This is a genomic window from Streptosporangium sp. NPDC006007 (assembly GCF_040614315.1).
Lineage (GTDB): Bacteria > Actinomycetota > Actinomycetes > Streptosporangiales > Streptosporangiaceae > Streptosporangium.
On the sequence record NZ_JBEXUG010000009.1, the window covers coordinates 1 to 13,607 of the forward strand.

Consider the following 13,607-nt stretch of genomic DNA (forward strand, 5'->3'; position numbering starts at 1 on the left):
GCCTCCCGAGCGCTGATCGAACGTGATCAGCACCATCCAACTGGCAGCAGCGCTCTACACGTCAACCCGGTGATCGTTTCCGGTCACAGCACTAGACGCCACGGAGCGGTGACCCGTGCCAATCCGCCCCGAGAACCGCGGCCGGTACCCCGCAGACTGGAAAGCGATCAGCCTCCGTATCCGCACGGTCCGCGCGGCCGGCCGCTGCGAATGCCTCGGCGAATGCGGACGCGGCACTCACACCGGCCGCTGCCCCAACCTGAACGGGCAGCCCGTGTACGGCACCGGTTCCCGTGTCGTCCTGACCGTCGCGCACATCGACCACACGCCGGAGAACCGCGACCCCGCCAACCTCCGGGCCATGTGCCAAGGCTGCCACCTGCACTACGACCAGGACCACCACGCTCGCACCCGGGCCGAAGCCCGCTGTACCGCGCTCGAAGCCTTCGGACAGCTCATGTTCGAGGTGCAGAGAACTTGCCGGCCAAGCCCATGATCGTTCTCGCCGGGATTTTCTGTACCTCAACCACTCACACCCGGGTAGGCAGCGGCCGTCGCGGCCGATGCCATACTGCCGGACAGCAGAGGCGAGGGCGTGGATCAGCCCGGGGTTGTGGCGCCGGCGCCCAACTGCCGCTCGATCTCCGCGGCCGGGAACGGCGTCTGCTTGCTCTCGGTGAACAGACGGCGAAAGAAGGAGTCCAGGACGACGGTAGGGCGTGCGTGCCGGTCGATGATGGCCGTGATCCCGGGCGGGATGCCGCCAGGTCGCCGGCCTGCGATCCAGTCGTGCAGGAAGACTTCACGTTCCGTATCACCGCGCACGCCGTCGAGCAAGTGGTATTGGAGCAGGTGACTCGCGGTGTAGCAGTGGTCGTACGCGAGGTGGTCCGAGAGGAAGTTGGACTCGTCCGCCGAAAGGTCGAAACGGGAGCTCAGAGCAAGTCCGAAGTCAGCGAAGTAGAGCCGGCGGCCATCGGTCAGGATGTTGGCAAAATGAGCATCGAAGTGGACAAGTCCGCGAGAACTCATGAAGGCGGCCCCGCTCCTCAGAGCTTCCTCCACCCAGCGGAAGGGCGAGCCGTCCCCGCCTTCCGGCACGGCGGTTTTGCAGTGGTCGGCCAGCCATCCGGCGAGTGTGTGCGGCACGTGCTCCAGGAAGAGCACCAGGCTGCACGAGGACTGGCCGATGGCCTCCAGCCGGTCACGAACGGCGGGTGATCCCTCCCAGTGCGCGACGGCCCCCTCCAGTCCCCCGAACTCGTCGGTGAATCCTTCGGGAGGGGAGTCAGGCAGAACCCGCCAGTGGTACATCAGGGGGAATCCCGCATACTCGTCGCCGAGAACCCAGTTCGTGGTCATGGTGTGCACGGCAAGCTCCCGCCAGGCACCGAACCCGGCCGAGCCCACCCCGTACTGGTAGAACATCGGCAGTTCGAAGACGTTCGCCGTCGACCGCGCGTTCTCCGGGCGCAATTCGATGTCCGTCAAAGGGATCCGCTTGACGAAGACGCGCGTTCCGTTGATGTCCAGCTCTGCCGACCTGCCGCCGATGCCCGACCCGAGCGGGGTGGCGGCTGCCACGACCTCCCCGAGCCGGTGGTCGCTCAGCAAGGACAGTTGAGTGCTCACGGTCCCGTAACCAGCCAGGCGCGCGGCGCGCAGCGAATCCCGGTCCAGCATCGACGGCTCCTCGGTGCCCGAACCAGGGCTTCGGCGATCCCGGGTACGGCATCGACTTTACGCTGAAAAGGTCAGCCACTCTCATGAACGACCCTTTCTCGGAGCAAGACCAAGAACAGCCGGCGGAAGCGGGCAGGGTCGCGGATTCGCCGTCACAACCCGTTCCCACTCAAAACCGGAACCCCGGCGCCCGCACCCGTCGGCCCGGACACCCCGAGCGCCGGCATCCGTAAGGTAAGCGTGTCATTTTCCGAAAGCACTTCAGCGCCGGCAACAGTGCGAACAGCGCCTGCGGACTGCTTGTCCGCCCTTGGGCCCAGGCGCTCTCCTCGGCGGTCGGGGTGAAGGACACGTGCAGCACCCGCGCTGAGGTCAGGCGCTTGAACTGCGGGTAGGCGGTTCGCTCGATGACGTCGCGCGAGCCCTTTCCGGCGTACTTGGTCTGTCCCCCGGAAGGGTTTGGCGGGTGGAGTAACGACGCGGTGCACGCCTTTCGCGGCTCGCCGTGGCTTCGGGAGTACCGGGGCCTCGCCGGGGAGGCGGCCCGAAGGTGGACGGTGGCCGGGGACGTCGTGGGCCCGGCCAGAGAACGGCGACGGTGACGATCGCGGAGAACGTCAGCAGCACGCCCAGGAGAAGTTCGAGAAACAGGTTGACCGGCATGGGATCCCCTTCGTCCTCACTGTGGACACGTGGACACGTGGACACGAGGACGGAGGTCTTCCCGCACCCTCCCCCGCATGGGGAGGGCCGCCTCGCCGGGCTTCCCGTACTCCGGGTGCCGTGCTGACGGACGAGGTGTCAGACGGCGGGTACTCCCCTCCGCTGAATCCACTATCCGCCCGGCTCAGCCCTCCGGTCAACCGGGCGGGACCGGGACGAGCGGATCGCTCGCGAGGACGGGGGTGTTCACTCGGAACCGGGAGTGGCCTAACCTGGAAGGAGCGAGGGGAGTACTTCCCAAGAGCCGCTCCGGTCAGTACGGACGCCCCGAGGCGTCCCCGGACGGCCACCCGCGTAGCGTGGGTGAAGGAGACCTCGGACAGCCAAGCGCGTTCGAGGAGTTCTCATGCCCGTCGAGGCGAGTTCATTGGCGGCCGATCTCACGACGATCGCCTCACCCGGACTGTGGGCGATCACCGTTGCCGTCCTACTGTTCCTTCTGGTCCTGGACTTCGTGCTGACCCGCCACCCCCACAAGGTGCGGATGCGCGAGGCGGTGGGCTGGTCGGCCTTCTACCTGATGCTTCCGCTGGTCTTCGGCGTCTACCTGTGGGGGGTACACGGCTCCACCGTCTCGGTGGAGTTCTTCACCGGCTATGTGGTGGAGAAGTCACTCTCGGTGGACAACCTGTTCGTCTTCATGCTGCTACTGGCGGCTTTCGCGGTCCCGCCCGCGCTGGCTCAGCGGGTCCTGCTGTACGGCATCGTCGGCGCGCTGGCACTGCGCGCGGTCTTCATCGCGCTCGGGGCCGCCGCCCTGAAGAGCGGTACCTGGGCGTTCCTGCTGTTCGGTGCGGTGCTGATCGTCACCGCGGTGAAGGTCTTCCGGGACGCGATGGCCGGGCACGAGCAGCAGATGGACATCTCCTCCATGCGCGTGGTCCGCCTGATCCGGCGCTTCATGCCGGTCACCGACGACTATCGGGGCTCGCGCCTGGTCGTCCGGGAGGGCGGACGGCGCGCGCTGACCCCGCTGGCCCTGGCCGTCGTGGCGGTCTTCGCCACCGACATCGTCTTCGCGGTCGACTCGGTGCCCGCGGTGTACGGTGTGACCGAGGACCCGTTCCTCGTCTTCGCCACGAACGCCTTCGCCCTGCTGGGTCTGCGGGCGCTCTACTTCGTGCTCCAGGACGCGCTGGCGAAGCTGCGGCACCTGAACCACGGGCTCAGCGTCATCCTCGCCTTCATCGGGGTCAAGCTCGTTCTGCACTGGGCGCACGGTATCTGGACCTGGGTCCCGGAAATCCCCACGCCCGCGTCGCTGGCGGTCATCGTCGGCGTGCTGACCACCGTCACCCTTACCAGCCTCCTCGCAGCCCGAAGGGCTCCGGCCACCCCGCCGTCCGGGACCGCCGCCCCCGCGCCGGCGCGGCCGACGGAGCTCCGGCCGGAACCACCGCGAACGGCACGCCCCACCTCCCCCGAACACCGCCCATAGGCCGGCCCACCGCGACCGGCGGCATGCGCGACAATGTGCCTGCGTGGACGGGGTGCCGTCTGACAGGATTCTCACCGGCCAGGGCTGCCTCACGGGTCCACCGACGGCACCCTCGGGGGGCGCCTCTTCCGCTGCCGGGCTCTGGCAGGGCAGACCTTCGCCGGACCGGCGGAGATCGCCTACGCCCTCCGGGGGGAGAACCTCGCCGGGTGGATCGACGCCGTCCGCGCCGACGATCTTCCCGTGCTGCGCTCCTTCGCCGGCAGCCTGCACGACGACCGCGCCGCCATCACCGCGGGCCTGACCCGGGGATCTTCCGGAAGGAGCCGCGGCGGTGCCGTGCTGTTCCGTGAAGCCGTGGCGAGCCTCTGGTGCTGGTGCTCTCGCGCCCGGCGGTCAGGATGGCTGAACCTCGTCGAAGAGAGCGAGGGCTTCGGTGGGGTCCGGGCTCACGAGGCGTTCCAGCCCGGCCGTCGTGATCTTGGCCCACCTGCCGGCCCGTGCCCACATCTGTTCCTCGAAGGCGCGGACGGCCTCGTCCAGATCGCCAGGGCCGGGGGCGGCGGCGACGGACTCGGCGAGTTCGGCGCCTTCCAGCATCGCGAGGTTCGCGCCCACCCCCAGCGGGGGCATCAGGTGGGCGGCGTCGCCCAGTAGCGTCACTCCGGGGACATGGGCCCAGGTGTGGCACACGGGCAGGACGTAGAGGGGACGGTGGACGAAGGCGGTGCCGTGGCGGAGGAGGTCGAGAACGGGAGCGGCCCAGCCGTCGAACAGAGCCAGCAGGCTTGATCGCACGGCCTCGGCGTCGGCCAGGTCCAGACCCGCGTCCAGGCCCGCGCGCCGGTTCAGGCCCATGTGCCGGTCCAGGCCCATGTGCCGGTCCAGGTTCGTGTGCCGGTCCAGCGGCACGCGGAACTGGGCGTACACCTTGACGTGGCCGCCGCTGTTGCGCTGGGCGACGAGGGCGCGGTTCACACCGTACACAGCCATGGAACCGTCGCCGATCAGCCGGGCGAGGTCGGGATGGCGGGTGTCGACGTCGTCCAGGGAGGTCTCGACCAAGGTGACGCCGGTGTAGTGCGGCGTCGCGGGCGAGATCGCCGGGCGGACCCGGGACCAGGCGCCGTCCGCGCCGATCACGAGGTCGAACGTCTCCTGTCGCCCGTCCGCGAAACGGACCAGCACGCCGTCCCGGGTCCCCGGCACGACCTCCGTCACGCCCCGCCCCCACTGAACGTCGAGGGGGCCGAGGAGCAGGTCACGGAGTTGTCCCCGGTCGATCTCGGGATTGGCCCGCTCCCCCGGACGGGGCCGCCAGTCGCGGAGGACGGTCCCGTCCGCGTCCAGGATGCGCATGGCCTGCCCCTCGGGACGGGACAGCGCCCGGAACTCCGCCAGCAGCCCCGCCTTGCCCAGCGCGAGCTGTCCCATCCTTTCGTGCAGGTCAAGCGTGCCGCCCGGGGGACGGGCGTCGGGGGCGGGGTCGCGTTCGAGGACGGTGACGGGGTGACCGTGGCGGTGCAGGACGCGGGCGAAGGTGAGGCCGGCCGGGCCGCCTCCGATTACGGCGATACGGTGTCTCATGGCGATATACTGTATTTACCTATTACGATGTATCGCAACAGTACGATGTAACCATGACTGTGTGGGACCGGCCGGAGCCGCCGACTCGCCCCGTGCCACTCGACCGGGAGCGAATCGTCGCCGCCGCCATCGCGCTGGCCGACGGGGGCGGGCTGGAGGCGGTGTCGTTGCGCAAGGTCGCCGCCCGGCTGGACGCCGGCCCGATGCGGCTGTACGGATACATCTCCGCCAAGGAGGAGCTGTTCGACCTCATGGTGGACGAGGTCTACGCCGAGATCCTCCCCGAGGAGCAGCCCGGCGACTGGCGAGAGGTGTTGCGCATCCGAGCCCACCGCACCAGGCAGGCCACCCTCCGTCACGAATGGCTGGCCGACCTTCTCGGCGGCCGTCCGACCCTGGGCCCAAACGCCCTCGCCGTGACTGAGGCCACGCTGGCCGCCCTCGACGGCCTCGCCGACCTCGACACCGTCCTGCGTGCCGTGGAGACCGTCGGCGCCTACTTCACCGGCGCGATCAGGCGCGAGATCGCGAATCTGCGGGCCGAACGCGCCACGGGCCTGTCCAAGCGCGACTGGCAGCGCGCCTCCGGCCCGCATGTGAGGAGGATGCTGGCCACGGGCCGCTTCCCGGCGCTGGCCAAGGCCGTACACGACGGCGCGGAGATGGACGCCGAGGCGTCCTTCGCGACCGGCCTGGACTGGGTCCTCGACGCCGTGGCCGCCAAACTCGCCCGGCCGCCGGCGTGACGCTCAGGATTTCCAGGTGACATCCGTGGTACCCCATGACGCCGCCAGACACGGCCAGGGCGAGCAGGCCGTCCTTTGTCGAGGCGGCGACCCGTTCCACGGCCACGCTCACACTCGCCGGGGCGACCACGTCTTCGGCGGCTCGCCGGGCGCGTCGGTGCCTGTTCCGCTGGTCTCGCTCACGGTCCCCGTCTCCTTGCCCGGAGTGATTTGGTGATTGCCCGAGACCTACCACCAGGTAGGACCTGAGACGGGCCGAACCATTGGTTGACGGAGATCGTGGGGGCTCCAGGCGTTCGAGGTGGATCGCCTGGTGGGTGAGGCGCGGATGGTGATCTTCGTGTCCGGAAGTCCTACCGTGCTCCTGGGCGGGGTTGGCCGACCGGTCTTCTGGCGCCGAAGGTCACCATCCGCAGGCCGTACTCGATCGGGCCGTGGCGGTGTTCCGGCTCATCGGCTCCTACGTCGATGGCGCAGGTGGATACCGAGCAGAACGGTACTCAGCAGAGCCTGGATCGCCAGCGAGGCCGGCGTTACAGCCAGCAGCAGCGGCGCATTGCCGAGAGCCGCCAGGTCTATTCCCGCGATCGCCCACAGTACGGGACCGGTGGGAACCCCTCCGAAACCGAGGTCGATGACGGGCATCGCATGGTTGATCGCATCCCGCCGCGCCATGCGCAGGGCTCCCGCGGCGAGGCTGGGAGCCGTCGCCAAGCCGTACAGGCAACTCCAAGCAGGCATGAACCCTGCGATGGACAACAGGATGAGAGCCAGGCTGATCCAGAGGAACGCGAGAACAGCGGGCATCACAGCCCTCGTAGTGGACCATTTCATGGTGAACAGACGGGCTAGTTCAGGATGCTGAGCATCCCAGCGCGCCCCGGCGGCCGCCGCCGTCGCCGCGGTCAGGCCTCCGCAGAAGAGCACGACCGTGGCCAGGCTGGTCGTTCCTCCAGCGGAGCAGACGAGGACAGGCAGTGAGGTCAGGGCTGCCAGTACGACAAGCCGGCCCGGACGGCGACTCAGCATGCGCGCGTCCGACCGCACCATCGCCAGCCGACCGGTCGTCGGCCAGGCACGTGAGCGCAGCCGCTTAGACCGCCAGAACCGTTGCTCGGCGATCGACGTCAACACGGCAGGTTCGAGGTTGAAGGAAGAGGCGACCAGCGTACCCATGCGAGCTGAAACGTCTAAGAGCGCACGCGAAGGGAAGCGCGCCAACGCCTGCCACGCACGCCACGCCAGGAACGACGCGATCACCGGGGCTGAACACGCGATCAAAGGGAGGGGCGGACCGGGAAGGGCCGGACGCAGCAAGATGAGCGCCCCCACCACCACGGCCAAGAGGATCACGGTGAGCCGAAGCCAGTCGCGTCTGGTTTCGGCTGCTTGGACCAGTACCGCCGTCGAACCCGCGGTGATCGCGGAGGCGATGCCCAGGGACACGCCGGCAATCACATCCTGCGGCCTGCCGAACACGGCCGTGCCCAAGGAGCCCAGGACCAGTCCCGCGACCGTTAAGGATGCCAGGAGCACCAGGGCGTTACGGGTGAGTACCCAACGGCGGTTCAGTGGGGAGAGAACCAGCCACCGTACATCGGCGGGCGACGACACCACCGGCCCTGCCCATGCCAGGAGCATGAGAAGACCGGCCAGAAGGGCCAGAAGAAGTGCCAGGCCCAACGCGGGGCTGGCCATCCTGGCCCCGCTGAAGAGCCAGGAGGTGAATCGGACGAACTGCGGGACGCCGATCGCGGCGGCGAGCCCCACGGCGATCAGCCAGTAATACGCTCGCTGCCAGCCCGGCTCCCGAACCGGCCGGCGACGTCGGGTCAGCTGGGCAACCGTCATCACGCGCGCCCCCCTCCGTGGAGTGTGACCACACGCGCCCCCACGGACTCGGCAAGCCGCGCATCGTGTGTCGCCATCACAAGGGTGCCGCCGTTGCCGGCGTACCTCGTGAGCAGAGTGCCAAGGCTACGGCGGAAAGCCTGATCCAGCCCCTGCTCAGGTTCGTCAAGCAGGAGGAGACGGCTCGGCCTGGCCAACATCGCGGCCAGCGACAGCCGTTGCCGCTGGCCGGTCGAGAGCATCATCGGTGCGACGTCGGCTCGGTCGGACAGACCAAACATCTCGAGCAGCGTCTCCGATTCCAGGCACGAGCCCTCAATCGGCGCATGGATCTTTCTGACCAATTCCAGATGCTCACGGACCGTGAGCCACGGATACCACGCCTGTTCCTCCGTGACCAGACCGACATCACGCCAGAACGCCTCATCATCCCTCGGCGGGGCGCCAAAGACCAGAATCTCTCCCTCCACTATCTGTTGGAGACCGGCGAAGCAGCGCAGCAGGGTCGATTTTCCGACACCGTTCACACCCGTCAGCGCGACGATTTCCCCTGAATCCACCCTGAGATCAAAGTGGTCAAGTACCGTGTAAGCGCCCAAGGCAACGCACACACCTTTAGCTGTGACCGCCGGCAACCGGCCGTCATCAACTTCGGACCGTACTACTTGAGGAACCCTGGCCATTGAACTCCAATCTCCCGAAGGGTATAGACGCCCTCAGTCTAGGCTTAGGGTCACCAAGCCGGACTTGTGACTGTCATCCTGGGAGAAACAAGTAATCGCAGCGGATTTTCCCGTCGGCCCTGTGCGATCCACGATCGCCGTATCCCCCGGGAGAGCGCATCGACAGGATTGTGGAGTCGGCAGCCGGCCGTCATCCCGACCTGCCCGCCATACGATATCAAGACACCATGCTCACCTACGGTGAGACGGTTCGCGATGCGGACTGAGCCGCCGCTCCCGCAACAATCGTCATATCCTCCGGAAAGGCGGTGGTCGTGCGAGGCGAACGAACCCCGAACACCGCTGTCGCGCTTCTTGTTATGAGGACCGGTACGGTCTATGCCTGCCGCCCAGGTGACCGGCCCGTGATTCGGTGCGCTCAACCCGTCCGGCGAACAAATGTCGTCCTGTGTTTGGTCACGGAGCCTCAGAAGCCGATCGCAGGCTTCCCACTGCTTTCCATTGGAGTTTCGCTCGCCATGCCTGGCCAGGGTGCGCAGCCGCATAAGACGATTAGGAAAACGCTCCGTTCTGCGTTTTCCCGGCCTCCGATGACGCCTGTGCCACTCGACGATCGTTATCTCACCGGGCACAGATCGCGGGAACCGGCCAGGGACAGCTTGTCCATGCTCACGATGGCCACGCCCGTGTCCGGCATGCGCCCGGACTCGTCGACCGGCGGTGACCGGCTTTCAGCCGACTGCGCCGGCCGGAGGAATACGCCCACACCCAGCTCATGCCGAGGTCACCGGTAACCCATGGCGCGCCCCCGCCCGGCCTCTGTGGCGCCGCCGTCGCGGATCACACGTCCCAGGTGACCGGGAGGCTCTTCACCCCGTAGATGTCCGCGGTCTCCGGGCGCAGGCCGACCTCTTCAGCCGGTACGGCCAGGCGCAGAGTGGGGAAACGGTTGACCAGCGCGGGGAAGGCGACCCGCATCTCGACACGGGCCAGCTGCTGACCCAGGCACTGGTGGATGCCGTGGCCGAAGGCCAGGTGCCCGCCGTCCTGCCTGCGGAGGTCGAGCACGTGGGGGTCGGCGAAGCGCTCGGGGTCGCGGTTGGCGGTGTTGTACGACAGGATGACCGTCGTACCGGCCTCGATGGTCTGGCCGCCCAACTCGACGTCCTCCAGCGCCGTCCTCATGAACGTCTTGGCGACGCTCAGATACCGCAGCAGCTCCTCCACGGCCCGGTCGGCGAGCGCGGGATCGGCGCGCAGCGCGGCCGGCTGCGCCGGGTTGCGCAGTAGCGCGAAGGTGCCCAGCGCCAGCGTGTTCGCGGTGGTGTCGAACCCGGCCGCCAGCAGAAGCAGGCTGATCCCCCTCAGCTCCTCATCGGTCAGATCGCTGTCGATGAGGTCGCTGAGCACGTCGTCGGTGGGGTTCGCGCGCTTGGCGGCCACCAGCTCCGCGAGGTAGTGCTGGGTCGCGGTGTAGGCCGCTATCAGGTCCTCGTCGCTTGTCTCCCCGCTGAGGAACGACTCGATCCGCTCCTGGAAGGAGCCCCGGTCCTCGTACGGCACCCCCAGCAGCTCACAGATCATGATGGCGGGGATGGGCTTGGCGAACGCGGTCACCAGATCCACCGGCGGCCCGGTCTTCTCCATGGCGTCCAGGTGGTCGGCGGTGATCTGCTCGACGCGCTCGGTGAGCAGTCGCATCCGCCGTACGGTGAACTTGCCCACCAGCGGTTTCCGATAGCGCCCGTGCTGTGGCTCGTCCATGAGGAGGAACTCGCCGGGCGGCGCCGGAGGAATCTCCATACCGGTGACGTCGATGGACGGGTGGAGCATGAGCTCCTTGCGCGAGCTGAACCGCGAGTCGGCCAGGACCGACCTGACCAGGTCGTATCCGGTGATCAGCCAGCCGGGTTTTCCGCCGGGAAAGGTGTAGCGACTGATCGGGCCGTGCCGGCGGGCGTCGATCAGCTCTGCCGGCGGGTCGAAGGGGCAGCCGGGCTGACGCGCCGCCGGCAGCGTCGTGACGGTGTGGAGGGATTCTCCCATGACCATTCCTCTTATCAACTTGGGCTCTACTCGCGATATCACTTATTTGGCGCAGCTTGAAAGCCGCGTCGCGTTCGGAATTTCCGTCAACCACAGGAAGTACATTCAGGCGGGTAACCAGCGTTGATTAAGGTGATCACGCTGCGCGCGAATGCGATGTCGCGTCGCAATGAACTTGGCAGCGTGAGCGCATCGTTTCTCCCTGGCTCACGTGCGGCTTAGCGGGTGGGCTCGCGGTTGAACAGCTTCTTCGACCAGAGGTGGCCGCCGAGCGCGATGACGACGCACCAGCCGACCGCGATGGCGGCGTTGTTCCCGATCGGCGTGCCCATCAGCAGGCCGCGCAGGGTCTCGATGAGCGGCGTGAACGGCTGGTACTCGGCGAACCAGCGCAGCACGGTGGGCATCGAGTCGGTCGGGACGAATCCGCTGCCCAGGAACGGGAGCAGCATCAGCGGCATACCGACGTTGCTCGACGACTCGACGGTCTTGCTGGCCAGGCCGAACGCGACCGACAGCCAGATGAAGGCGAAGGCCATCATCACCAGGACACCGATGAGGGCGAGCCAGTCGCCGGGCCCCGCCGACGGCCGGAAGCCGACGAGCAGCGCGACGCCGATGACCGCCGCGATGCTGAGCATCGTCTGGATGAGGCTGCCGATGACGTGTCCGGTTAGGACGGACACGCGGGCGACGGCCATGGTGCGGAACCGGTCGACGATGCCCTCGGTCATGTCCATGGCGATCGAGATGGCGGTGCCCTGGACCGCGGCGGTGATCGTCATCAGGATGATCGCGGGGGTGACGTAGTTGACGTACTCCGCACGTCCGCCGGAGACGCCGCCGAGCCCGGCGCCGAGCGTGCCGCCGAAGACGTAGACGAACAGCAGCAGGAAGACGATCGGCATGCCGATGAGCGTCAGTGTCATGGACGGGTAGCGCACCATGCGCTTGAGGTTGCGGCGGAGCATCGTCGCCGAGTCGGTCAGGGCGTATGGCACAGTGCTCATCGTGCGGTCACCTTCTCCTTGTCGCCGGTGAGAGCGAGGAAGACATCATCGAGGTCGGGGGTGTGCACGCTCAGCGAGTCGACCTCGACCGCGTTCCGGTCGAGCCGGTCGAGCAGCGCCTTCAGCGACCTGAGGCCGCCGTCGTGCGGTACGCGCAGGGCGAGCGCGTCGCTGTCGCGAGACACCCGGCCCACGGCGCGCGCGGCGGATTCGAGGGCGCGCTCGTCGGCGAATCGCAGCAGGACGTGGCCGCCGGGAACGCGCCGCTTGAGTTCGTCCGCGGTGCCCTCGGCGACGATCTTCCCGTGGTCGAGCACCGCGACCCGGTCGGCGAGCTCGTCGGCCTCCTCCAGGTACTGGGTGGTGAGGAGGATGGTGACGCCATCCGCCACGAGCTCCCGCACGATCTGCCACATGGTGCGGCGGCTGCGCGGGTCCAGCCCGGTGGTCGGCTCGTCGAGGAAGATCACCTGCGGTGAGCCGACCAGCGTCATCGCGAGGTCGAGCCGCCGCCGCATCCCGCCGGAGTAGGTCATCGCCGTCTTCTTGGCCGCATCGACGAGATCGAACTGTTCGAGCAGCTGGGCGGCCCTGCGTCTGCCCGCTTTCCGGCCGAGGTGGTGCAGGTCCGCCATCAGGGTCAGGTTCTCCTGACCGGTCAGCAGGTTGTCGACCGCCGAGAACTGGCCGGTGACGCCGATCGCGGCACGCACCGCGTCCGGCTCGGCGGACAGGTCGTGACCCGCGATCCGCGCGCTGCCCCCGTCGGCGCGGATCAGGGTGGACAAGATCTTGACTGTGGTGGTCTTGCCGGCGCCGTTGGCGCCGAGCAACGAGAAAACGGTGCCACGCGGGACGTTCAGGTCGACGCCGTCGAGCACGACGTGGTCGCCGTACGACCGGCGCAGTCCGGTCGCCGTGATCGCAGATTGGGATGGCATGGTCATGAGAACCCCTTCGAGATCTGGTCAGGAACGGTGGACGGTGATGTCTCCGAACAATGTGCGCGCGCGGACTTCGACGGTCTGCTCGGACTTCTCCGGTGCTTCGCTGAGACCGTCCAGCGAGTTCTCCACCCGCCCGTGCGAGGTGTTCAGGTCGAGCCATGCGGCGGTGCCGGCGGCGACACCGATTTCGAGGTGGCCGGTCGAGGTGTGCAGCGTGACGGTGTCGCGCGTGATCTGGCCGACGCGAATGGCTCCGTTGGAGGTCTTGGCTTCCACCATGGCGTCGGCCCGGTCGACGGAGATGTCACCGTTGGCCGAGCGCACCTGCAGTTCGCCGGTGACGGTGCCGATGTCGGTGTTGCCGTTGGAGTTCTTGATGACGGCGGTGCCGCCGATCTCGCCGATGTGCACGCGCCCGGTGCCGGTGGAGACATCGGCGTTGCCCGCGACCGTTTCGACGGTGATGTCGCCACCAGAGGTGCCCAGTCGAAGTGGTCCGGTCCGGTCGAGGCGGAAATGCCCGACCGACGCCTTGAGCCGGCACTCCCCCAGCGTGCCGACGCCGCTCAGGTCCGCTACCGACAGGTCCGCGTGCACGTGCGAGCCGGTGGGAAGTTCGATCAGTACGTCGACCGACCTGGTCTTCTTGGAGAAGTCGAGTATGCGGGCCTTCGGCCCACGGACCGTCAACGTGCCGTTGGCGTACTCGACGCGCGTCTTCTGCGCGGCGTCCACGTCGGACTCATCGGACTCGTCGCTCGGCCGTATCTCGACGACGGTGTCGATCCGGTCGCTCGCGATGATCCGCACGTCACCGACGGAGAGCTCGATCGTGGCGGAAATCGGTTCAGGCGTGGCGAAAACAGGCATGGCTATCCCCTCAGAATGAGTCA

The 13,607-nt window shown here is 67.8% G+C and carries 11 protein-coding genes; 3 read left to right on the forward strand and 8 right to left on the reverse strand.

The features are described from left to right. The first annotated feature begins 115 nt into the window (after positions 1-115). Positions 116-496 (forward strand): hypothetical protein, encoded by a 381-nt coding sequence (locus tag ABZ194_RS09795; protein ID WP_355594291.1) that lies wholly within the window; start codon positions 116-118, stop codon positions 494-496. Between the two features lie 104 nt (positions 497-600). Here ABZ194_RS09795 and ABZ194_RS09800 read toward each other — a convergent pair whose 3' ends face one another. Beyond that, the gene (locus ABZ194_RS09800; protein ID WP_355594293.1) at positions 601-1,683 is read right to left on the reverse strand and encodes a protein kinase family protein; all 1,083 of its coding nucleotides are present in this window, start codon (positions 1,681-1,683) and stop codon (positions 601-603) included. 1,069 nt (positions 1,684-2,752) lie between these two features. Between ABZ194_RS09800 and ABZ194_RS09805 the strand changes: the two genes are divergently transcribed. Then, positions 2,753-3,844 (forward strand): TerC/Alx family metal homeostasis membrane protein, encoded by a 1,092-nt coding sequence (locus ABZ194_RS09805; RefSeq protein ID WP_355594295.1) that lies wholly within the window; start codon positions 2,753-2,755, stop codon positions 3,842-3,844. A 396-nt stretch (positions 3,845-4,240) separates the two neighbouring features. Here the strand turns inward: ABZ194_RS09805 and ABZ194_RS09810 are convergent, their stop codons facing one another. Beyond that, positions 4,241-5,431, reverse strand: a complete 1,191-nt coding sequence (locus ABZ194_RS09810; protein ID WP_355594297.1) for an NAD(P)/FAD-dependent oxidoreductase — start codon at positions 5,429-5,431, stop codon at positions 4,241-4,243. A gap of 53 nt (positions 5,432-5,484) precedes the next feature. On the opposite strand from ABZ194_RS09810, the gene ABZ194_RS09815 reads away from it, so the two are divergent. After that, complete coding sequence (locus ABZ194_RS09815; RefSeq protein ID WP_355594299.1) at positions 5,485-6,177, forward strand: TetR/AcrR family transcriptional regulator C-terminal domain-containing protein; 693 nt, start codon at positions 5,485-5,487, stop codon at positions 6,175-6,177. Between the two features lie 450 nt (positions 6,178-6,627). On the opposite strand, the gene ABZ194_RS09820 is transcribed toward ABZ194_RS09815, so the two are convergent. From ABZ194_RS09820 to ABZ194_RS09845, 6 genes are all read right to left on the reverse strand, one after another. After that, the gene (locus ABZ194_RS09820) at positions 6,628-8,028 is read right to left on the reverse strand and encodes a DUF6297 family protein (RefSeq protein WP_355594578.1); all 1,401 of its coding nucleotides are present in this window, start codon (positions 8,026-8,028) and stop codon (positions 6,628-6,630) included. After that, the gene (locus ABZ194_RS09825; protein ID WP_355594301.1) at positions 8,028-8,627 is read right to left on the reverse strand and encodes an ABC transporter ATP-binding protein; all 600 of its coding nucleotides are present in this window, start codon (positions 8,625-8,627) and stop codon (positions 8,028-8,030) included. Before ABZ194_RS09825 ends, ABZ194_RS09820 begins: the two co-directional genes overlap by 1 nt. Positions 8,628-9,551: 924 nt before the next feature. Continuing rightward, complete coding sequence (locus ABZ194_RS09830) at positions 9,552-10,757, reverse strand: cytochrome P450 (protein ID WP_355594303.1); 1,206 nt, start codon at positions 10,755-10,757, stop codon at positions 9,552-9,554. A gap of 218 nt (positions 10,758-10,975) precedes the next feature. Beyond that, on the reverse strand, positions 10,976-11,767 hold the full coding sequence (locus tag ABZ194_RS09835) for an ABC transporter permease (protein ID WP_355594305.1): 792 nt from the start codon (positions 11,765-11,767) through the stop codon (positions 10,976-10,978). Next, positions 11,764-12,708: an ATP-binding cassette domain-containing protein gene (locus tag ABZ194_RS09840; RefSeq protein WP_355594307.1), complete on the reverse strand. Its 945-nt coding sequence runs from the start codon at positions 12,706-12,708 to the stop codon at positions 11,764-11,766. Before ABZ194_RS09840 ends, ABZ194_RS09835 begins: the two co-directional genes overlap by 4 nt. Positions 12,709-12,735: 27 nt before the next feature. Then, on the reverse strand, positions 12,736-13,584 hold the full coding sequence (locus ABZ194_RS09845; protein WP_355594309.1) for a DUF4097 family beta strand repeat-containing protein: 849 nt from the start codon (positions 13,582-13,584) through the stop codon (positions 12,736-12,738). Between the last annotated feature and the right edge of the window lie 23 nt (positions 13,585-13,607).

Bases quoted from the DNA above. Each gene is read 5' to 3' on its own strand.
- ABZ194_RS09845 (WP_355594309.1), bottom strand. From the start codon at position 13,584: ATGCCTGTTTTCGCCACGCCTGAACCGATTTCCGCCACGATCGAGCTC.
- ABZ194_RS09840 (WP_355594307.1), bottom strand. From the start codon at position 12,708: ATGCCATCCCAATCTGCGATCACGGCGACCGGACTGCGCCGGTCGTAC.
- ABZ194_RS09800 (WP_355594293.1), bottom strand. From the start codon at position 1,683: ATGCTGGACCGGGATTCGCTGCGCGCCGCGCGCCTGGCTGGTTACGGG.
- ABZ194_RS09830 (WP_355594303.1), bottom strand. From the start codon at position 10,757: ATGGGAGAATCCCTCCACACCGTCACGACGCTGCCGGCGGCGCGTCAG.
- ABZ194_RS09815 (WP_355594299.1), top strand. From the start codon at position 5,485: ATGACTGTGTGGGACCGGCCGGAGCCGCCGACTCGCCCCGTGCCACTC.
- ABZ194_RS09820 (WP_355594578.1), bottom strand. From the start codon at position 8,028: ATGACGGTTGCCCAGCTGACCCGACGTCGCCGGCCGGTTCGGGAGCCG.
- ABZ194_RS09835 (WP_355594305.1), bottom strand. From the start codon at position 11,767: ATGAGCACTGTGCCATACGCCCTGACCGACTCGGCGACGATGCTCCGC.
- ABZ194_RS09810 (WP_355594297.1), bottom strand. From the start codon at position 5,431: ATGAGACACCGTATCGCCGTAATCGGAGGCGGCCCGGCCGGCCTCACC.
- ABZ194_RS09805 (WP_355594295.1), top strand. From the start codon at position 2,753: ATGCCCGTCGAGGCGAGTTCATTGGCGGCCGATCTCACGACGATCGCC.